The sequence below is a fragment of the Polaromonas sp. LjRoot131 genome (assembly GCF_964252805.1).
Taxonomy (GTDB): domain Bacteria; phylum Pseudomonadota; class Gammaproteobacteria; order Burkholderiales; family Burkholderiaceae_C; genus Polaromonas.
Genome location: NZ_CAXUPF020000004.1, coordinates 154914 through 175060, shown reverse-complemented (window position 1 = coordinate 175060; position 20147 = coordinate 154914). Strand labels below are relative to the sequence as shown.

Sequence of the window (20147 nt, the reverse complement as noted above, 5' to 3'; positions counted from 1 at the left end):
TATACCGCGCGGTGGAGCAGCCTGGTAGCTCGTTGGGCTCATAACCCAAAGGTCGTAAGTTCAAATCTTGCCCGCGCAACCAACACGTGAATCTCCGGACTCACAGCAAAACGCCTGCATCAGCAGGCGTTTTGCTTTCCGGCTCACATTCATGCGTGCCGTGATTCATGGTCCCCGAACGGCGATGCCAGCATCGCCACTCGACCGACCGAACACACTCAGTCCGGCACCACCGCCGTCACTTCAATCTCCACCCGTGCACGGTCCTCAACCAGGCCCGACACCTCGACGCAGGTCATAGCCGGGAAGTTCTTGCCCATGACCTCGCGGTAGGCGCCACCCAACTCCTTGAGCCTGGCCACGTATTCCACGCGGTCCACCACGTACCAGGTCATGCGCACCATGTGTTCGGGGCCGGCGCCGCCGGCCTGCAGCACTGCCAGGATGTTCAGCAGTGCCTGCTTGGTCTGCGCGATGAAGTCATCGCTCTCGAACTCCTGCTTCGCATTCCAGCCGATCTGGCCGCCCACGAACAGCAGCGCGCCGCGCGCGAGCATGCCGTTGGCGTAGCCCTTGGGCTCGGCCCAGCCGGGCGGTTGTAGTTTTGTGATCATGTGTCTCCAGGGGATGTTGTTTGTTGCAGATAAGGCAGCAGCGCGCTGCGCAGCGCTTCAGGAATGCGCACCGGCTTGCCGTGGGGAACTTCGGAATAAACCACCACGCCATGCGCCCTGAGCCTGATGTCGCCGGCCTCGCCGTGGATCTCGTACTGCATGCCCATGCTCGAGTTGCCGATGCGCGTGAGTTCCAGCGTCATCACCAACGCATCGCCATTGCGGCACATGCCCAGGAACTCGGTCTTCAGGTCCACGATGGGCACGCCTGTGCCGCCGGCGATCAGCTTGTGTTCGGGAAAGCCGATGTGCGCCAGGAAGTCTTCCTGCACCTCATGCAGCAGGTAAAAGAACTGCGGGTAAAAAACAATGCCGGCCGGGTCGCAATGGTGGAAGCGGACCAGTTTGGGAACGCTGAACTTCATGGCTGGCGCAGCTTGAAGCGTTGCAGCTTGCCGGTCTCGGTGCGCGGCAGCTTGTCGACGAACTCGATCTGGCGCGGGTACTTGAAAGGCGCCAGCGTGGCCTTGACGTGGTCTTGCAAGGCTTTGGCCAGCGCGTCGCCGGCGGCCTCGCCGGGCTTGAGCACGATGAAAGCCTTCACCACCATGCCGCGGTCTTCGTCGGGCAGGCCGACCACGCCGCACTCGGCCACGGCCGGGTGCTTGAGCAGCGCGTCTTCCACCTCGGGGCCGGCCACGTTGTAGCCGGCGGTGATGATCATGTCGTCGGCGCGCGCCTGGTAGAAAAAGTAGCCGTCGGCGTCCTGCATGAAGGCGTCGCCGGGGTGGTTCCAGCCGTTCTTCACGTAGTTGCCCTGGCGCGCGTCCTCCAGGTAGCGGCAGCCGGTCGGCCCCACCACGGCCAGCTTGCCGATGGTGCCGCGCGGCACTTCGGCGCCCGTGTCGTCCACCACCCTGGCGGTGTAGCCCGGCACCACCTTGCCGATGGCGCCGCGGCGCACGTCGGCGCCGGCCGCGGAGATGAAGATGTGGAACATCTCCGTCGCGCCTATGCCGTCAATCATCTCGATGCCGGTGGCGTCCTTCCACAGCTGGCGCGTGGCGTCCGGCAGGCTTTCGCCGGCGCTCACGCACAGTCGCAGGCCGGGCACGCCATGCTGTTTGGCAAAAGGGGCCATCTGCCGGTAAAACGTCGGCGCCGTGTAGCAGATGGTCGCGCCGACCTGCTTGATCAGCTTGACCATCGCCTCCGGCGTGTAGCCTATGGAGGGGTAATACACGGAGGCACCCGCCCACATCGGGAAAAGCAGCATGCCGCCCAGGCCGAAGGTAAAAGCCAGCGGCGGCGATCCCACCACGATGTCCTCAGGTTTGGCCTTGAGCACATGGCGCGGCCAGGCCTCGCAGGCGGCCAGCACGTCGCGGTGCGTGTGCACCGCGGCCTTGGGCTTGCCCGTGGTGCCTGATGTAAAGGCCATCAGCGCGATGTCGTCGGCCGCGACCGGGCAGGGCGTGAACTTTCCGTCCTTCTGCGCCGTCAGCACGGCCAGCCATCCCGGCGCGTCCGTCACGTTGAAGGGCACGATGGTCGGCAACGTGGTGCTTTGCGCCTGCGCCGCCTGCAATTCATCCAGCAGGCAGGCATCGCACAAGGCCAGTGCGGGTTGGGCTTTTTCGATGATCTCGCCGAGCTCCTTGGCGCGCAACAGCGGCATGGTGGCCACCGCCACCAGCCCGGCCTGCACCACGCCCAGCCAGGCCAGCGCCATGCCGATCGAATTGCCGCCGCGCAGCAGTACGCGGTTACCGGGCTGGAGGCCGAAATCTTCGGTCAGCACTTGCGCGACGCGGTTCACGTACTCCAGCGCCTCGGCATAGGTCAGCGTGATCTTGTCCGAACGCAGCATCGGCTTGTCCGCGCGCCCCTCGCGAAAGGCCTTGTCGAACAGGGTCTGCACGAGGTTGGCGCGCGCCGGGATGCGCAGCTCGGGCATGGCATACACCATGCGCGGAAGCTGTTCGGGCGGCGGCAGGCGGTCGTGCACAAAGCGGTCCACCTGCGCGGAGGGCGCTGCGGGCATCGCTTCGGCGGATGAAAGCCCAGGGTCGGAGAGGTCGTCGGAAACTGAGGTGCTCATGATTGCAATACCGCCTTTCCAATGATGAGTTGCTGCACTTCGGTCGCGCCTTCATAAATGCGCAGCGAGCGTATGTCGCGGTACAGGCTTTCCACCTTGGTGCCCACCTTCACGCCCAGGCCGCCGTGCATCTGCAGCGCCATGTCGATGACCTTCTGCGCGTTCTCCGTCGCCGTCATCTTGGCCATGGCCGCCTCGGCGGTGATGCGCGCGCCGCTGCCCAGGCGCTCGCTCTCGTCGCGCATCCAGGCCGCGCGGTAGGTCAGCAGCGCGGCCGCGTCGACCAGCGCCGCCATCTCGCCGAGCTTGGCCTGTGTGAGCTGGAAGTCGGCCAAAGTCTGGCCGAACATCTTGCGTTCTTTGGAGAAGCGCACCGCCTCGGCCAGCGCGCGGCGCGCCATGCCCAGCGCTGCGGCCGCAACCGAGGCGCGAAAGATGTCCAGCGTCTGCATGGCCAGCTTGAAGCCACCGTGCAGCGCGCCGAGTTGCGCATCCTTCGACAACTTGCAATGCGCGAACTTCAGCGTGGCCAGCGGGTGCGGCGCCATCACGGCGATGTGCTCGCTGCTGTCCAGGCCCGGGCTGTCGGCGTCCACGATGAAAGCCGTGATGCCGCGCGTGCCGGCCTGCGGGTCGGTCTTGGCGAAGGTCACGTAAAAATCCGCGATGCCGCCGTTGCTGATCCAGGTCTTGCTGCCGTTCAGCGCCCAGCCTTCGGCGGTGTCCGTGGCCGCGGTCGCCATGGCGCCGGCGTCAGAGCCGGCATCAGGCTCGCTCAAGGCGAAGGCCGCGATCTTTTTCCCGCTGGCTACCAGCGGCAGATACGCCGCCTGCTGCGCCGGCGTGCCCGCGAGTGTGATCGCGCCGCTGCCCAATCCCTGCATCGCAAAGGCGAAGTCGGCCAGCGGTGAATGAAAGGCCAGCGTCTCGCGCAGGATTACCAGCGCGCGTGAATCGAGTTTTTCGAGTGCACCGCCCAGCGCGCCATCCTTGCCCGCTGGCACGCAGTAGCGCAGCCAGCCTTCGGTACCCAGCAGGCTCACCCACTCCTTGCAGGCCTTGCGGTCGTCGCTCTCGTCGATGTGTTGTTGCGGCGTCCATTCAGCCAGGCGTGAACCCAGCTCGCGGTGAACCTCGTCAAAAAAAGGCAGTGCCAGGTGGGCGGTGGTCGATTTCATTTTTTAATCACCCTGGAACACGGGTTTCTTCTTGGCCGAAAACGCCTTGTAGGCGCGCGTGAAGTCCTGCGTCTGCATGCAGATGGCCTGCGCCTGTGCCTCGGCTTCAATCGCCTGGTCCAGCGTCATGGCCCATTCCTGGTGCAGCATGGTCTTGGTCATTCCGTGCGCGAAGGTCGGGCCCTCGGCCAGTTCTTGCGCCAGCTTTTGTGCTTGCGCCAGCAGGTCTTGCGGCTCATGCAGCGCATTGAAGAATCCCCAGGCCAGGCCTTCCTGCGCGCTCATGGACCTGCCGGTGAACAGCAGCTCCGAGGCGCGCCCCTGGCCTATCAGGCGCGGCAGCAGCGCGCAGGCGCCCATGTCGGCGCCGGCCAGGCCCACGCGCGTGAACAGGAAAGCCGTCTTGGCCTGGGCCGTGCCCAGCCGCATGTCGGCCGCCAGCGCCATCATGGCACCCGCGCCGGCACAGATGCCGTCAATCGCCGCGATGATGGGTTGCGGGCACAGGCGCATGGCCTTGATCAGGTCGCCGGTCATGCGCGTGAACTCCAGCATTTCCGGCATCGTCATCTTGGTGAGCGGCCCGATGATCTCGTGCACGTCGCCGCCCGAGCAGAAATTGCCGCCCGCGCCCGTAATCACCACCGTCTTCACATCCGTCGCGCTGTTCAGCGTGCGGAACAAATCGCGCAGCTCGGCATAGGAATCAAAGGTCAGCGGGTTCTTGCGCTCGGGCCGGTTCAGCGTCAGCGTCGCGACACCGGCGTCGAAGGAATAGGCGAAATGCTCCGCCTGGTAATGGGCCATCGCATCAAAGTGCGCACGCATGGGGTTGGCCAGGCCGATGTAGTGTTTCATGTCGTCTCCAGTTTGGTGTCGGCGAGTTGGTTGTGGTGCTGCTTGACTTTGCCCAGCAGCTTGTGAAGTGATTCGACCTCGCGCGGCGACAGGGCCTCAAAAGCCGCGACGATCCAGGCTTCATGCTCGCTCGCCATCTCGTCGAAAAGCTTGCGCCCGCGCGGCGTCAGGCGCACGCGGTAGGCACGGCGGTCGCCCTCGACGTCCACGCGCTCCACCAGCCCTTCGGCCACCAGCTGGTCGGTGATGCCCGTGACGTTGCCGCCCGTCACCATCATGCGGCGCGACAGCTCGTTCATCTTCAGGCCCTCGGGGCTGCGCTCAAGCTGCGCCATCAGGTCAAAGCGCGGCAGCGTGGTGTCGAACTGCTCGCGCAGCTGGGTGCGCACCTGCTTTTCCACCAGCTGTGTGCAGGTCAGCATGCGCAGCCAGAGCCGCAATGCTTCGGGGTGTTCGCTGTGGCCTCGTGCTTCCATGTCCATGGTGGCGTCTCCTGGTTGTGTTGGCGTTTACCTGTTGTCTATTTATTGGCCGTGGCCTGGCCGCGCTCGGCCTGCGCGGCCATTTCCTTCTGTTTGGCGACTTCGCGGTACAGCTGGTCGCGCCCGCTCAGGTAGGGCTGGGGCCAGTTCACGTGGCGGCTTTGCAGTTTGGCGGCCTCGTGCAGCGTCCAGGCCGGGTCGGCCAGGTGCGGGCGCGCGATCGCGCACAGGTCCGCGCGGCCCGCCGCGATGATGCTGTTGACGTGATCCACTTCCGAGATCGCGCCCACGGCGATGGTCTGTATGCCCACCTCGTTGCGAATGCGGTCGGCAAACGGTGTCTGGTACATGCGGCCATAGACAGGCTTGGCCGCCCGCGTGGTCTGGCCCGAAGACACGTCGATGAAATCGCAGCCCGCGGCCTTGAACATGCGCGCAATCGCCACCGCGTCGTCCGCCGTGTTGCCGCCCGGCACCCAGTCGTGCGCCGAGATCCGCACGCTCATGGGCAGCTGCGCCGGCCACACCTCGCGCATGGCGCTGAACACCTCGAGCGGAAAGCGGCAGCGGTTTTCCAGACTGCCGCCGTAGTCGTCCGTGCGCTGGTTGGTCAGCGGCGTGATAAAGCTCGACAGCAGGTAGCCGTGCGCGCAATGCAGCTCCAGCCAGTCAAAGCCGGCCTCCGCCGCATAGCGGGTGGACTGCACGAACTCCGCCTTCACGCGGTCCATGTCGGCGCGCGTCATGGCTTGTGGAACCTGGTTGGTCGGGCCGTAAGCCACCGCGCTGGCGGCCAGCAAGGGCCAGTTGCCGGTCGGCAGCGGTTCGTCGGGTGCTTCCCATCCCACTTGCGTCGAACCCTTGGGTCCGCTGTGGCCCAGCTGCAGGCCGATCTTGGCGCCCGCGCCGGAGGCATGTACAAAATCCACAATGCGCTTGAAAGCCTTGGCCTGCGTGTCGTTCCACAGGCCCGGGCAGCCCGGGGTGATGCGGCCTTCGGGGCAGGGCGAGGTCATTTCCACAAACACCAGCGCCGCGCCACCCAATGCGCGTGCGCCCAGGTGCACCAGGTGGAAGTCCTGGGGCACGCCATTCACCGCACTGTAGGTGGCCATGGGCGACACGACGATGCGGTTCTTGAGTGCAAGCTCGCGCACCTTCAGCGGCAGCAGCATGGGCGGCGGCGCGTGGGCAGCATTGCTCTTGGCCAACCACTGCTCATAGCCTTGTAGCCAGGCAGCATCGCGCACCCGCAGGTTTTCATGGCTGATGCGCTGCGAGCGCGTCAGCAGCGAATAAAAGAACTGCTCGGCCTCCATGCCGCTGTAGCGGTCCACGTTCTCGAACCACTCGGTCGAGTTGCGCGCCGCGTTCTGGATCTTCAGCACTTCCACCGAACGCAGCGCTTCATACGCCTGCAGCGCCGCGGTCGCATCACCATGCTGTGCGAAACAATTGGTCAGCTCGATCGCGTCTTCGAGTGCCAGCTTGGTGCCGCTGCCGATCGAGAAATGCGCCGTATGCGCCGCGTCGCCCATCAGCACGATGGGCACCTGCTTGCCATTGATGGCGGCTTCATGCACCCAGCGCTCGCAGACCACGCGCGGAAAACGTATCCAGATCGCCGAGCCGCGCACATGCGTGGCGTTGTTCATCAGCGGGTTGCCGTCCAGGTACTTGGCGAACAGGCGCTCGCAGAACGCGATGCCGTCCTCCTGGCTCATCTGGTCCAGGCCGTGGGCCTTCCACACCGCTTCCGGCGTCTCGACGATAAAGGTCGAGGTGTTTTCGTCAAACTTGTAGGCATGCGCGGCGAACCAGCCGTGCTCGGTCTGCTCAAACGCGAAGGTGAAGGCGTCAAAGGTTTTGTGCGTTCCCAGCCAGACAAAGCGGCAGGCGCGCAGCTCTACGTCGGGCTTGAAGGTCTCCGCATAGCGGTTGCGGATGCGGCTGTTCAGGCCGTCGCTCGCGATCACCACGTCGGCGTTGTACTGCGCCGCAATCGCCTGGTCGTCCTGCACGTCGGTCTCAAACACCAGGTCCACGCCCAGTTCCATGCAGCGCTCCTGCAGGATGTTGAGCAGGCGCTTGCGCCCAATGCCGCAAAAACCATGGCCGCCGGAGCGCACGGAGCGCCCTTTGAAGAAGACCTCGACGTCATCCCAGTGGTTGAAGGCATCGCCGATCAGCTGCGCGCTGACCGGGTCGGCCGCGCGCAGGTTGCCCAGGGTCTGGTCCGACAGCACCACGCCCCAGCCGAAGGTGTCGAAAGGCCGGTTGCGCTCCACCACCGTCACCTGGTGGGCCGGGTTCTGCAGTTTCATCAGCAGGGCGAAATACAAACCTGCGGGACCACCGCCCAGGCAAAGAATGTGCATGAAAGCGTACTCTCTGGATTAATCTTGCCTTAATTGTTTAGGTTTAAACTAAATTCGTCAAGCGGGTTTTACCGCAAGACTGGAAAGTAGATGTGAACAGGGAGCAGCCGGCCGTCCGGCCCCGGTTCAAGGCGCCTGGAAAGCCGCTGCCCGGTAAGTGAGCACCAACGTGTCGCGGAATCCGGCGCCCGGCTGGTCGTCGGCTGGCAGTATCGGCGTGGTTTCGTGGATCACCCGCGCGTCGTCCAGCAGCAGCGCCGTCAGCGGCTCCTGCATCACAAAACGCACGCCGTGCGGGCCGTTGGCGTCGAACACCCGGGTCTCGCCGCCCTTCACGCCGTGGCGCGCCACCATCATCACCACCACAAAATCCACGCCGTCGCGGTGCGCACCCTCCGGCGTCGGCCGGCCCACGCCGCCGGCCGTGTCGATGCGGAACTGGTGCGCCTCGATGTGCCAGCGCGCCGCCGGCTGCACCTGGGCAAACAGCTTGCCCAGGCCGGCAAGCAGGTCCGTCCACGCCGGGGCGGTCGCCACCGCCGGCTCCACCGGCTCGAACCAGCGCTCAAAACCGCCGTGCAGCGCGTTGTAATCCGTCGGCTGCCAGTGCGCGCGGTGCGGCGTCTGCACCAGCGTGCCCGTGGCCAGTTCCTGCACAAAACACGAGTGCCGGCGCTTGCGGTAATGCCCGCCGTCCTTCAGGTGGGCGTCCGGCGGCAGCCTGTCCCAGGAGGGCGTCAGCGCATTCCAGGCCGGCGCCCAGGCGGCGCCCAGTTCCAGCGTGGCCGTCAGCTCGGCCGGGTTCAGCAGGCTCAGGCCGTCCTGGCTGAGCGCCTGGCGGGCCGACTTGGGGACAGTGGCGATATTGAACATAGGCCGCTATTTTGCTTGAGCCGCGCAGCCCGCCCGGCAGCCGCACCCGCAAAGCCCCACGGCCCCAGGAAGTGAAACCTGCCTACATACACAGGTTCAAAAACTTTCCATAATGGCCTGTCTGTCTAATTAGAGGAGCTCTCCATGCTTTACAAATTCAAATCCAAAGACGCCGGCGACGTGATCATGCTCGAAGCCAACGGCCGCAAGGTCCTCGAAATCATCGGCAAAGACCCCGCCCCCAAAGGCATCATCCTGCCCGAGCAGATGCCCGCCGCCATCGCCGCCCTGCAGGCCGCCATCGCGCATGAAGAAGCCCACGACGCCAATGCCGAAGACGGCGTCGTCCCCGGCGACGGCCTGGGCCTGCGCCAGCGCGCCGTCCCCTTCATCGACATGCTGCAGCGCAACCTCAAGTCGGGGCATGAGGTGGTCTGGGGCGTTTAGGCCTCTGGGCGGAGAGGGGCGCCGCCGCGGCAGCCCCTGTCTCTCTATATATGTATGAATGAAAAAAAGCCCTGGTGACAGGGCTTTTTGCTTGGTGGCGGCTTTGGACATGTGATCCGCGGCCGGCGTTTTAAAAATCGCTCACACCCAGCCGTTTCAGCGCATCCTTGGCCGGCTCCAGGCCCTGCAGCGCCGCTTTTTTGTACCACTCGGCAGCGGCAGCCTTGTCCTGCGAGCCGCCCCAGCCGTATTCATAGGCGTGGCCCACCTTGTACTGCGACTGCGCAAAACCCGACGTCGCGGCCGACAGGTAGTAGGCAAAGGCCTTGCGCGGGTCCGCCGGCTGGCCGGTGCCGTTTTCAAGCTGGGACGCCACGTTGTGCGCGCCGCGCGCCAGGCCGGCCTCCGCCGCGCGCATGAACCAGTCAAACGAGGCCTTGACGTCCGGCCGGGTGCCCACGCCCCGGAAATACATCACGGCCAGGTTGTTCATGGCATAAGGGTGGCCCTGCTCGGCGGCGCGCCGGTAATTCTCAAAGGCCAGCGCGGGGTCGACAGCCGTGCCGATGCCGTTGTGCTGGTTCCAAGCCAGGCTGGCCTGCGCCAGCACAAAACCGGCCTCCGCCGACTTGCGGTACCAGGTATTGGCCAGCTCATGGTTCACCTCCACGCCCAGGCCCTGGTTGTAAATCATCGCCACAGCGTGCTGGGCGCGTGCATTGCCGCCATTGGCCAGGCGCAGCAATTCTTCACGCGTGCCGGCGTTACCCTTGGAAGCCGCCTGGAACAGCGCCGCGACTTCAGGATTCGGCAGCTGCGACAGCAGCCGTGCAAACGGGTTCGCCAGCGACACCGGCGCTGCTTTGGCCGCATCGGTAGCGGGAGGCGGCGCGCGGTTGGCCGCGGCAACAGTGGCGCCGGCGGCCATCTCCGTCTGCGCAGCTGAATTGCGTTCAGCCGCCGTGCTGGCCAGCGGCTGCGCGGCGGCGGCAGTTCCATTCGCGCCCGCAGCGGGAAACAAACGTGAAAGCGCTTGCGCCGCGCCTTGCTTCAGCCCGGCGGAGTCCGTAGTCGACGCGGCAAACTTCTCAATGTACTGGCGCGTCGTGTCCGGGTTGCGTGAAAAGCGGTGCGACACCACAAACGCATCCGCCGAACGCTGCACCTCCCCCTGCGCCCCAAACACTTCCGCCAGGTTGGCCCAGGCCACAGCCCGTGCCGGCGCCAGCGCCAGCGTGTAGCGCAACTGCGCTTCCGCCTCAGTCAGTTTGCCCGTGCGGTACAGCATGTAGCCGTAGTTGTTGGCGATCTCCTGGTCCGACGGATCGGCCCGGCGCGCCTTCTCAAAATCGGCCGCCGAATCGGCCATCTGGTCGGCCTTGAACTTTTCCAGCGCGGTGGTGTTCAGCCGCCGCGCAAGTTTTCGGTCGCCGCGGGTTGGGTAAGGCAGCTCTTCAATCTCCGTCTTCGCATCCCACACCGCATTGGCATCGCGAGACGCGGCACCCGCCAGCATTTTGGTGACCTGGTCCAGGCGCGAAGTGATCTGGGCATTGGCCGGTGCGTTTGCTTGCGCAAACGCCGGCAGGCTACTGAGCTGAAGCACGGCGGCCAAGACGCAGGTAGCTGAGAAATAGCCCGCACGTCGACGTGCCGCTTTGGTGTTCATGACGATCCTCCCTTTTGTTCGGGGGAGTTTATCTGCAAGGCACCCGGCACTTGAACCGCGCCCATTCTCTCCATGAAAGATGCGCATAAATCGGCGGAACCGTTCAGAATTTCCTCAGTAAGATGGCTTTCCCCACTTTTTTGGAGGCAAATGCATGAGCGTTTTGGACGCCGGGCCCTTCTACCATGGTACGAGAGCGGATATGCAGGCTGGCGACTTGCTGACGGCAGGTTTCAGATCGAACTACGACGACAGCGTTGTGATGAACCACATTTACTTCACGGCTTTGTCAAAGGGGGCTGGGCTTGCTGCGGAGATGTCCAAGGGCGAAGGTGCACCGCGGGTTTACATCGTTGAGCCGACAGGTGAATTTGAGAACGACCCTAACGTCACAGACAAAAAATTCCCCGGCAACCCAACGCGGTCATACCGGAGTGCATTCCCTTTAAAAATCATCGGCGAACTGGAAAGCTGGGAACCCTACGACCCAGAGTTCATTCAACAACTCAGGAAGCGCGTCCAGACGGGAATGGGGGAAATTCTTAACTAGGGGTCGGCGACAGAAACTGGCAGGCGCTATGGACAAGTCGGCAGGTTCTTTGGAAGTTCAGGGTCGCCGTTTCGTCCAGAATCGGCTTGAAGTGAGGCCCTGGACACAGCGGTACTAAGGCGCCATCCCATACAGAACATCAGAACGTAAAACGTACTTTGTTCCTTGCTCGACCGTTGCGCCCTCGTGCCAGGTGTCATGGATAAAAAGCAGGGCGCGGCCGGTTCGGGGCTGGATCTTGAAGTCCCGAAAATCGGTTTCCCCGCCCGTGAAGTTTTCGTTGAGGTAGACCAGGAATGTCAGCCGGCTGGTAAGACCGCCCTCCATCCACGGGCCGTCCTTGTGCATCTTGAAGCGCTGCCCCGGCGAATATTTGTAGAAGCGAAGGTCCTTGGGCAGGCCCAGAGCTTTTTGTCCTTGCAAGCTCGGTAGCGCAGCCGCCGCCAGTCCCTCCCACAAGCGCTGCACCCACTGAGGCGACTCAAACAAGGTGCGCTCGTTGTTGCGCACCGTGGGCATGGATCGCTGGCCTTCGGCGGTGCGCACACCCGCCGACTCGAACCCGTGCTCGTCCGCCAAACGAATCAGGTCAGCACAGTCTGTCGCAGCAAGAAAGTGATCAATCGTGAAAACTCGCTCTGAATGGGTGGTCAGAGGCGACGGTGTAGGTTCGTTCATGCGCGAAGTATGTCATCGTGATTCGATTTAAAGCCGACCTTATCGTTTTTGCACCATGAAAAAAGGCTGGTGTTCACGGTTTTTATAACTTGTGAAATGCGAACGGTGTCGTTACCGAAGGTGCTTAACAGTCGGATTCTGTCGTACGCGAAAGCTGGTACAGCCGGCAGTGGCCTGTCGGTTTCGGCGAAGGGTTGTGCCTCATTCGAGTTCCGGGGCAATTAGGTGTATCCGGGTTCGCTGATATGGCACCCAATCTCTTTGTGGCACGGCGTGCTGTACCTCGAACGACAGCGATCTATGCTCTACCTTCCCGTTTTCGACGGCGGCCAAACTGGCATTCTTCGAGAGTAGATCACCCGGGACTCCGACCTCCGTCGTGCTGAGATGCTGACCAGTTTCCGTCAGAAGATCAACGACAAGAGGACTGGGAAAAATTGATGAGACCACAACGACATATCCCGAAGAGCAAAACACGCCACCAATCGGTGACGCTGGCAGAAAACGCCAACTCGGCGTATTCAATTTGAGTCGGCGCGGGGCTCCCTCCAGAGACACGCCTACGTTGCCCGGACACCCATGGACACGAGCCTTCCGGAAACCAGAGTCCGTAACGACTGGCACGATTTCCGCTGAGGAGTGCACCGTAGCGTCACCTAAGTATTTCAAAGGTGCCCTCCGCATTTGCGACGGGATGATCACTTTGCGAAGGAACAAAATCGCATGGTCGCCAACCCATCCGGTTTGATTCTCGATCTGGCCATCTTTGAGTTCACGAGACGCGATCACTTTCCCGGTCGACTTTTCTGTGACAAGAATTTCTGTTCGCTTGGTTCCGTAACCTTCGCTCTTTCGAAGCAATTTTTCAGTTACTTGAAAAGCAGTCGGTTCAAGATGGTCTCGACGAATAACGAGGGAACCGTTTCTGGTTGGAATGAAGGTCTCCCCTTGGTGGGTGAAGTACTCATAGGGAGATTGCTGGGCATAGCCAATATCGAAAAATGGAAGGCTATTGCTGTCGAAGCCTATATTGACCAATTCAAAGCCGCGCACCGAGGTGATGGGTGCCGACGGGATGTGTCCGGCAGTTCGTTTGCCGCCAAAATAGATCAGCGCAACAACGAGCGCGACCAGTACGGGAAGAGGGTATCTATGACGCATAGCGTTTGAAACGAGAGACGGCGCACGGAGCGAAACATGGCGTCCTCTCGATTGAAGAGTTAGCTACTGTTACTTTGGTGCACTGCCCAGCCATGACGCATCTTACGCGGCTGCCAGCCCTTCAGATTTCGACGGAATCAACACAAGGGGGATGCAGGCGGCTGCATAAATGTGTTCGGTTGCGTTTCGGGAGTTGGCCCCAGGATCGACAACCGCCGCATACAGCAGCAGTCAACTAACTTTGGCTTCGATCATGCAGGCGATTTCCCCTAAGACCTTTGTGAAAACTGACTGAGAGATTGCCGTCGCTTCATTTGAGCGACTCCAGATACTCAACTACCTCTTTCCGTGAGTAGCGTCTCGCGTAGTCAAGAGCAGTCATACCTGTGCTGTCTGTCGCATTCGTGTTCGCTCCGCTGCTCACGAGTAACTTCACCATCTGAAGGTGGCCGCGTTTCGCGGCTTTCCACAATGGATGAATGTGCGAGCGCTCGGACGCTCCCTCGATATGGGCCCCGGCTTCAAGCAAAGCGCGAGCAGTTTCAACCTGACCTTCTTCTGCCGCCGCAATCAGGGCCCAATTCGACGGATCTCGATCTTCCGGAAACTCCGCCATCAGCTCTGTTATGTGGGCAAGAAGCGCGTTGGTTTCGCCAGCCCTTGCCAGCTCATGTAGTTTTGCAAACGATCGTAGGGACATGACGATGCCTAACGCTGGAGCTCAAGCTCGGATTTGTCGTGGCGAAGCGAAATGCATCGCCTGGAACGCTTTTTTGGAGCGCGGGCTAGCCATGCACAACCTGCCCGACTATGAATGCCGCTAGTTCTTTGTAAACAGACTCAGGCCTCGAATCGTTTTCTACAAACCGAACCCTGCCCACGCGATAGTCGCATTTGAACTCTATGTTGGCTGCTTCCACGCCGGCGATCACCTGGCGCAGCACCTCTTGTGAATTCAGCGCACCTTGGTTTGGACCAACTCCGGGAAGTACATCGATGCTGGGCGAGCTATTTGGATGAGACGCGAACTGCAATTGCAGCATGTTGTGTGTTGGCCCTGTGATACGGGTTGCAACCAGATACTCGCCGATCTGTTGAAAATTCACTATTCATCGTTCCAAAGAATGTGAACTCAATCCACCTTCGCCCCAGAAGCCTTCACCACCTGCGCCCACTTCTTGTGCTCAGCGTTGATAAAGGCCGTGAACTGTGCCGGCGTATTGCCGCTGGGGATTGCGCCTTGTGCCAATAGCTTTTCCTTCATCGCCGGCGTACCCAGTGCTTTCGAAGCCTCTTGTTGAATGCGGTTCACGATGTCGGGCGGCGTGCCGGCGGGGGCGAGCAGGCCGAACCAGGAACTTGCGTCGAAACCTTTCATGGCCGGGCCGCCGGCTTGTTCTATGGTGGGGACGTCGGGCAGGGCGGCTGAGCGTTCTGAGCTGGTCACGGCCAGGGCTTTCAATTTGCCGGACTTGATGAGGGCCATGGAAGACGGCAGGTTGTCGAACATGACGTCCATGTCACCGCCGACCAGGGCCAGCAGCGCGGGGCCGGAGCCGCTGTAGGGGAAGTGTGTCATGTAGGTGCCGCTCATGGTCTTGAACAGCTCACCCGCCAGGTGAATGGAAGTGCCGTTGCCGCTGGAGGCCATGTTGAAGGTGCCGGGCTTGGCTTTGGCAGCGCGTATGAAGTCGCTGACGTTGTTGATGCCGGCGGCCTTGGCTTTTTCGGTGTTGACGACCATGACGTTGGGCACGCCGGCGACCAGGGTGATGGGCGCGAAGTCTTTTTGCGGGTCGTAGGCCATCTTGCTGTACAGCGATTTGTTGATGCCGTGTGTGCCCACGGTGCCCATCAGCAGGGTGTAGCCGTCGGGCTGGGACTTGGCGACGACGTCGGCGCCGATGTTGCCGCCGGCGCCGGCGCGGTTCTCGACCACAAAGGGCTGGCCGAAGGCCTTGGACAGTTCAGGCGCCATGGCACGGGCCAGGATGTCGGTGGTGCCGCCGGGCGCGAAGGGCACGACGATCTTGACGGGCTTGGCCGGCCAGCCGGCGCTTTGTGCCCAGGCCGAGGGCGTGGCCATAAAGGTGGCGACGGCGGTCAGCGCGGTGGCCAGGAAGGCGCCGTAGCGGCGGGAAAGAAAGGGTTTGCTGTTGTTCAAGAGTATCTCCAGGGGATGGCCGGCAGGCGGCCAGGGTGTCGCATGAAGATAGCGTCCGCAGGCAGCTCCTTCAAGGGGGTTAAACCCGGGTTTTTGATCGCAGGCTGGGGATAGGAGATTCATCTGCGGATATAAAAAAAGCCGCCTGGCGAACCGGGCGGCTTTTCCATCAGGCGGGGAACGAATCAGTCGGCAAACTTGCCGGCGGCTTCGACCACGGGCTTGATCTTGTTGATCTCGGCGGACACAAAGGCTTTGTGGGCAGCCGGCTCGACGCGCTTGTCGGTCACCACGATGGCGCCCAGGCCTTCCTGCTTCTTGATGAAGTCGGGGTCTTTGAGGGCGATCTTCAGGGCATTGTTGAGCTGGGTCAGCACGGCCGGGGGCGTGCCCCTGGGGGCGTAGAGGCCGTGCCAGATGGTCAGGTCAAAGCCCTTGAGCCCCATTTCCTGCAGCGTCGGGTAGTCTTTCAGCAGCTTGTTGTTCGACAGCGGCTTGGCGGTGGTCACGGCAAAGGCCTTGACGCGGCCGGCCTCGATCTGGCCGGTGGTGTTGGTGGTCTGGTCGCACATCATGTCGACCTGGCCGCCGACCAGTGCATTCATGGCCGGCGCGGTGCCGCCGAAGGGGATGGTGGTCATCGCTTCCTTGGCGTTGATGGCGGCTTGCCACATCAGGCCGCACAGATGCGAGGCCGAGCCCAGGCCGGCATGCGCGATGTTGAGCTTGCCGGAATTGGCACGGATGTAGTTCTCGAAATCGCGGTAGTTGTTGGCGGGCAGCTGCGGCTTGCCGATGATGGTCATCGGCACCTCGTTGATCATGCCCAGGAATTCGAAATCCTCGAGCACCTTGTAGGGCAGCTTGCGGTACAGGGCCGGCGCGGCCGCCATGCCGATGTGGTGAACCAGCAGGGTGTGGCCGTCGGGCGTGGCGCGCGCCACCTTGGCCGCGCCAATGGTGCCGCCGGCGCCGTTGACGTTTTCCACGACGAAGTTGGCGCTGCCGCCCATGGCCTTGCGCATGGCTTCGGCGAGGTCGCGCGCGACACGGTCGGTCGGCCCGCCGGCCGCGAAGGGCACCACAAGACTGATGGGCTTGGAGCCGGGGAAGGCGGGGGCTTGCGCGTGGGCGGCAAACATGGCCGTCGCGGCCGCGGCGAGGACTAACAGGCGTTTCATGAGCGTCTCCTTGTAATGAACGCGCCAAGTTTACGGTCCCCTTACGGTGTAAACATCGCGGGAACTACGTAAGGGCTAGCCCCCGGTCCCGTGCCGGATAGCTGCGCAAACCCCGGCTTTGGGAGTTCAGGCCAGCAGGGGCCGCGGAACCGGCTTTGCCGGGCCGCAGGCGCAGCGCCCCCTCGGGGGGCAGAGAGCTACACGCAGTGAGCGAACGTGGGGGCTACTTGTAACTCCGTGCGTCTTCAATAACCTTGCCGTCGTTGGGGAGACTGCCGGGCGCCACCAGCTGCACCGTGCCGCGCAGCTTGGTGACGTCGCGGATGGCGTCGGCGATGCGCTGGTCCAATCCATCGGGGGCCGACGCCGCCTCGGCCTGGAAGTGCATGCTGTCGTTGGCCATTTCGCCGCTGACCACCAGCCTGGCCTTGAGCACTTCGGGAAAACGTTTTGCGATGTCGGCGACCTGGCCCGGGTGCACAAACATGCCGCGCACCTTGACGGTCTGGTCGGCCCGGCCCATCCAGCCCTTGATGCGCGTGTTGGTGCGGCCGGTCGGGCAACTTCCCGGCAGCACGGCCGAGAGGTCGCCGGTGCCGAAGCGGATCAGCGGGTAGTCGGGGTTCAGCGTGGTGACCACCAGCTCGCCGACCTCGCCCTCGGCGACCGGGTCGCCGGTGCCGGGGCGCACGATTTCCACGATCACGCCTTCGTCCAGCACCAGGCCTTCGCGGGCCTCGGTTTCATAGGCGATCAGCCCGAGGTCGGCCGAGGCGTAGCACTGGTAGGCGGCGATGCCGTGCCCGGCCAGCCAGTCGCGCAGGCTGGGCGGGCAGGCCTCGCCCGAGACCATGGCCCGGGTCACGCTGGGCAGCGCCACTTTCATTTCGGCGGCCTTGTCGACAATGATTTTGAGGAAGCTGGGCGTGCCGACATAACCGGCGGGCTTGAGCTCGGCCATGGCCTGCACCTGCTGCTCGGTCTGGCCGGTACCGCCCGGAAACACCGTGCAGCCCAGCGCATGGGCGCCGCTCTCCATCATGGTGCCGGCCGGCACGAAGTGGTAGCTGAAGCAGTTGTGCACCAGCTGCCCGGGCCTGAAGCCGGCGGCGTGCAGCGCCCGCGCCATGCGCCAGTAGTCCTTGCGCGTGCTGTCGGGTTCGTAAATCGTGCCGGGGCTGGCGAAGACGCGCGGCATCGCGGCACCATAGCGCAGCGCGCTGAAGCCGCCGAAGGGGTCGCCCCCCGCCTGGCGCGCGGCCTGCTGGCGCTCGAGCAACTCGTACTTGCGCGTGACGGGCAGGCGCGCCAGCGCGGCACGCGAGCTCACGGTGGCGCCGTTCACGCCCTTGAGGATGGCGGCAAAGGCCGGTGCGTGCGACTGCGCATGCGCGATCTGCTGCGGCAGCGCGGCCAGCTGGGCGGCCTCGCGGCTGGCGTGCGGCCGGTGTTCCAGGGTGTCGTAGAAATTGTTCATGTCCCTATCCCTACCCTCAAGCCAGCCAACGCTTGCGGCGCTTGTAGCTCTTGACATCCTTGAAGCTCTTGCGCTCGCCACCGCCCACGCCCAGGTAGAACTCTTTCACGTCCTCGTTGTTGGCCAGGTCGGCGGCCGCGCCGTCCATCACCACGCGGCCGCTTTCCATGATGTAGCCGTAGTCGGCGTACTTGAGCGCCATGTTGGTGTTCTGCTCGGCCAGCAGGAAGGTGACCTGCTCCTTCTGGTTCAGGTCCTTCACGATGTTGAAGACCTCCTCGACGATCTGCGGCGCCAGGCCCATGGAGGGTTCGTCCAGCAGCACCATGGAGGGGTTGGCCATCAGGGCGCGGCCTATCGCGCACATCTGCTGCTCGCCGCCCGAGGTGTAGGCCGCCTGCGAGGTACGCCGGGTTTTGAGGCGCGGAAAGTAGTTGTAGACCTTCTCGAGGTTGGCCGCGACTTCGGCCTTGCTGCTGCGGGTGTAGGCGCCGGTCAGCAGGTTTTCCTCGATGGTCAGGTGGGCAAAGCAGTGCCGGCCTTCCATGACCTGCACCACGCCGCGCTGCACCAGGTCGGCCGGCGAGAGGTTTTCGATGCGCTCGCCGCGCAGTTCGATGGAGCCCTTGGTGACCTCGCCGCGCTCGCCCTTGAGCAGGTTGGAGATGGCGCGCAGCGTGGTGGTCTTGCCCGCGCCGTTGCCGCCCAGGATGGCGACGATGCGGCCCTGGGGGACCTGCAGCGAGACGCCCTTGAGCACCAGGATCACGTGGTTGTAGATGACCTCGATGCCGTTGACGTTGAGAACGATGTTAGGTGTGTCCATATTTTTTCCTGACCAATCTTGAGAGCTGCCGGCAGGGCCATCAGCCCTCAAGGTTGGCGGCTCGCGAGAGCCGCGCCCCTCCCGCCTGGCGGGAGGGGTTGGGGTGGGTGCCGTCAGTACATGGCAAAGCCAGCTGAGCGGCTACGCCGCTCAAGACTGGCAGTCGGCCGGTGTGCGCGCCGTCAGCTTTTTCTCGGCGGCGTACTTGGCGGCGGTGCTCTTGACCAGGGGCTTGATCACCTGTTCATCGGCCTGCAGCCAGTCGGAAGTGAACTTCCATTCCTTGCCGTCCCAGGTGTGGATGCGCGCCCATGCCGAACCCATGTGGTCGGTGCAGGAGGTGCTGATGGGCCGCATCACGCCGGCAAAGCCCAGCGCGTCGAGCTTGGCCTGGGTCAGGTTCAGGTTTTCCAGGCCCCAGCGGACCTGCTCGCCCGTCATGATTTTTCCCTTGCCGAAACGGTCCTGTGCCGAGCGCAGGCCTTCCACGCCCAGCATGGCGCTCATGGCGCCGCGCATGTAGAGCACCTGGCCGACTTCTTCCTTGGGGCCCGTGCCCTGGCCCTTGCCGTGCACCAGGGCCATGACGTCCTTGACCAGCTTGGAGTTCGGCTCGGCGCCGTGCTGCATGGTCACGGCGTTGTAGCCCTTGGCACCGTCGGCCACGTCTTTGACGTCAGGCTCGGCGCCGGCCCACCACACGCCGTACATCTTCTCGCGCGGGTAGCCGGTGGCCTGCGCCTCCTTGATGGCCGTGGTGTTCATGATGCCCCAGCCCCACAGCGCCACGTAGTCGGGACGCGACTGGCGGATCTGCAGCCAGGTGGCTTTCTGCTCGACGCCGGGCGCGGTGACGGGCAGCAGCTGCAGGGTGAAGCCGTGCATGGCGGCGCGCTCCTGCATCAGCGGGATCGGCTCCTTGCCGAAGGGCGAGTCGTGGTAGACCAGCGCGATGCGCTTGCCCTTGAGCTTGTCGAAACCGCCTTCCTTCTTGGCGATGGCCTGGAGGATGGCGTCGGCGGCGACCCAGTAGGTGCCGGCGATGGGGAAGTTCCACTTGAAGATGGAGCCGTCGGCGCTCTCGCTGCGGCCATAACCCACGGTCACCACGGGAATCTTGTCGACGGGGGCTTTTTCGGTGATGGCGAAGGTGGCGCCCGTGGACAGCGGCTGCACCAGCGTGGCGCCGCCGTTCTTGCCCTTGAGGCGTTCGTAGCATTCGACGCTGCGCGCGGTGTCGTAGCCGGTTTCGCACTCTTCAAACGAGATCTTCACGCCGTTGATGCCGCCGCGCGCGTTGACCAGCTTGAGGTAGTCCACATAGCCGTTGGCCCAGGGCACGCCGTTGGGCGCGTAAGGCCCGGTGCGGTAGGACAGCACGGGGAAGAACTGCTCCTTCGCCTGGGCATAGGCGCCGGTCGCCACCAAGGACGAGGCGCCGGTGGCGAGGATGGCGACTGCCAACATCAATTTACGAATCTTCATTTTTGTCTCCTGGAAATAGTGAATA

Annotated in this window: 20 protein-coding genes and 1 tRNA gene; 3 read left to right on the top strand and 18 right to left on the bottom strand. The window is 63.4% G+C overall.

The annotated features are described in order from the left end of the window. Positions 1–5 precede the first annotated feature (5 nt). A tRNA-Met gene (locus ACSQ27_RS18345) sits at positions 6–82 on the top strand. Between the two features lie 136 nt (positions 83–218). Here the strand turns inward: ACSQ27_RS18345 and ACSQ27_RS18340 are convergent. From ACSQ27_RS18340 to ACSQ27_RS18305, 8 genes are all read right to left on the bottom strand, one after another. After that, the gene (locus ACSQ27_RS18340; RefSeq protein ID WP_436156930.1) at positions 219–614 is read right to left on the bottom strand and encodes a RidA family protein; all 396 of its coding nucleotides are present in this window, start codon (positions 612–614) and stop codon (positions 219–221) included. Then, positions 611–1039, bottom strand: a complete 429-nt coding sequence (locus ACSQ27_RS18335; RefSeq protein WP_436156929.1) for an acyl-CoA thioesterase — start codon at positions 1037–1039, stop codon at positions 611–613. Before ACSQ27_RS18335 ends, ACSQ27_RS18340 begins: the two co-directional genes overlap by 4 nt. Further along, complete coding sequence (locus ACSQ27_RS18330) at positions 1036–2658, bottom strand: benzoate-CoA ligase family protein (protein ID WP_436157256.1); 1623 nt, start codon at positions 2656–2658, stop codon at positions 1036–1038. The genes ACSQ27_RS18335 and ACSQ27_RS18330 overlap by 4 nt, the downstream gene beginning before the upstream one ends. 53 nt (positions 2659–2711) lie before the next feature. Next, the gene (locus ACSQ27_RS18325) at positions 2712–3893 is read right to left on the bottom strand and encodes an acyl-CoA dehydrogenase family protein (protein WP_436156928.1); all 1182 of its coding nucleotides are present in this window, start codon (positions 3891–3893) and stop codon (positions 2712–2714) included. Positions 3894–3896: 3 nt separating this feature from the next. After that, a complete protein-coding gene (locus ACSQ27_RS18320) occupies positions 3897–4751 on the bottom strand; it encodes an enoyl-CoA hydratase family protein (RefSeq protein WP_436156927.1) in 855 nt (284 codons plus the stop codon). Next, positions 4748–5233: a MarR family winged helix-turn-helix transcriptional regulator gene (locus ACSQ27_RS18315; RefSeq protein WP_436156926.1), complete on the bottom strand. Its 486-nt coding sequence runs from the start codon at positions 5231–5233 to the stop codon at positions 4748–4750. Before ACSQ27_RS18315 ends, ACSQ27_RS18320 begins: the two co-directional genes overlap by 4 nt. A 38-nt stretch (positions 5234–5271) precedes the next feature. Further along, on the bottom strand, positions 5272–7611 hold the full coding sequence (locus ACSQ27_RS18310; RefSeq protein WP_436156925.1) for a bifunctional salicylyl-CoA 5-hydroxylase/oxidoreductase: 2340 nt from the start codon (positions 7609–7611) through the stop codon (positions 5272–5274). Between the two features lie 126 nt (positions 7612–7737). Then, entirely contained in the window at positions 7738–8484 is a 747-nt protein-coding gene (locus tag ACSQ27_RS18305) for a 2OG-Fe dioxygenase family protein (protein ID WP_436156924.1), read from the bottom strand. Between the two features lie 144 nt (positions 8485–8628). Between ACSQ27_RS18305 and ACSQ27_RS18300 the strand changes: the two genes are divergently transcribed. Continuing rightward, on the top strand, positions 8629–8931 hold the full coding sequence (locus ACSQ27_RS18300; RefSeq protein ID WP_436156923.1) for a DUF1840 domain-containing protein: 303 nt from the start codon (positions 8629–8631) through the stop codon (positions 8929–8931). 130 nt (positions 8932–9061) lie between these two features. On the opposite strand, the gene ACSQ27_RS18295 is transcribed toward ACSQ27_RS18300, so the two are convergent. Next, a complete protein-coding gene (locus ACSQ27_RS18295) occupies positions 9062–10600 on the bottom strand; it encodes a hypothetical protein (RefSeq protein ID WP_436156922.1) in 1539 nt (512 codons plus the stop codon). A 154-nt stretch (positions 10601–10754) separates the two neighbouring features. Between ACSQ27_RS18295 and arr the strand changes: the two genes are divergently transcribed. Next, positions 10755–11150, top strand: coding sequence for an NAD(+)--rifampin ADP-ribosyltransferase (gene arr / locus ACSQ27_RS18290; RefSeq protein WP_436156921.1), 396 nt, complete (start codon positions 10755–10757; stop codon positions 11148–11150). A gap of 114 nt (positions 11151–11264) precedes the next feature. On the opposite strand, the gene ACSQ27_RS18285 is transcribed toward arr, so the two are convergent. From ACSQ27_RS18285 to ACSQ27_RS18245, 9 genes are all read right to left on the bottom strand, one after another. Then, positions 11265–11828: a prolyl hydroxylase family protein gene (locus ACSQ27_RS18285; protein ID WP_436156920.1), complete on the bottom strand. Its 564-nt coding sequence runs from the start codon at positions 11826–11828 to the stop codon at positions 11265–11267. Positions 11829–12029: 201 nt separating this feature from the next. After that, positions 12030–12989 carry a hypothetical protein gene (locus tag ACSQ27_RS18280; protein ID WP_436156919.1) on the bottom strand — a complete coding sequence of 320 codons (960 nt, stop codon included), beginning with the start codon at positions 12987–12989 and terminating at the stop codon, positions 12030–12032. Positions 12990–13299: 310 nt separating this feature from the next. Beyond that, positions 13300–13689, bottom strand: coding sequence for an ankyrin repeat domain-containing protein (locus tag ACSQ27_RS18275; protein WP_436156918.1), 390 nt, complete (start codon positions 13687–13689; stop codon positions 13300–13302). A gap of 85 nt (positions 13690–13774) precedes the next feature. Further along, the gene (locus ACSQ27_RS18270; protein WP_436156917.1) at positions 13775–14095 is read right to left on the bottom strand and encodes a hypothetical protein; all 321 of its coding nucleotides are present in this window, start codon (positions 14093–14095) and stop codon (positions 13775–13777) included. Positions 14096–14121: 26 nt separating this feature from the next. Next, positions 14122–15075, bottom strand: a complete 954-nt coding sequence (locus ACSQ27_RS18265; RefSeq protein WP_436157255.1) for a Bug family tripartite tricarboxylate transporter substrate binding protein — start codon at positions 15073–15075, stop codon at positions 14122–14124. Positions 15076–15338: 263 nt separating this feature from the next. Further along, positions 15339–16334, bottom strand: coding sequence for a tripartite tricarboxylate transporter substrate-binding protein (locus tag ACSQ27_RS18260; RefSeq protein ID WP_436156916.1), 996 nt, complete (start codon positions 16332–16334; stop codon positions 15339–15341). A 223-nt stretch (positions 16335–16557) separates the two neighbouring features. After that, complete coding sequence (locus ACSQ27_RS18255; RefSeq protein ID WP_436156915.1) at positions 16558–17811, bottom strand: phenylacetate--CoA ligase family protein; 1254 nt, start codon at positions 17809–17811, stop codon at positions 16558–16560. 16 nt (positions 17812–17827) lie between these two features. Then, positions 17828–18637 (bottom strand): ABC transporter ATP-binding protein, encoded by an 810-nt coding sequence (locus tag ACSQ27_RS18250; RefSeq protein WP_436156914.1) that lies wholly within the window; start codon positions 18635–18637, stop codon positions 17828–17830. 150 nt (positions 18638–18787) lie between these two features. Then, the gene (locus ACSQ27_RS18245) at positions 18788–20122 is read right to left on the bottom strand and encodes an ABC transporter substrate-binding protein (RefSeq protein ID WP_436156913.1); all 1335 of its coding nucleotides are present in this window, start codon (positions 20120–20122) and stop codon (positions 18788–18790) included. Positions 20123–20147 lie beyond the last annotated feature (25 nt).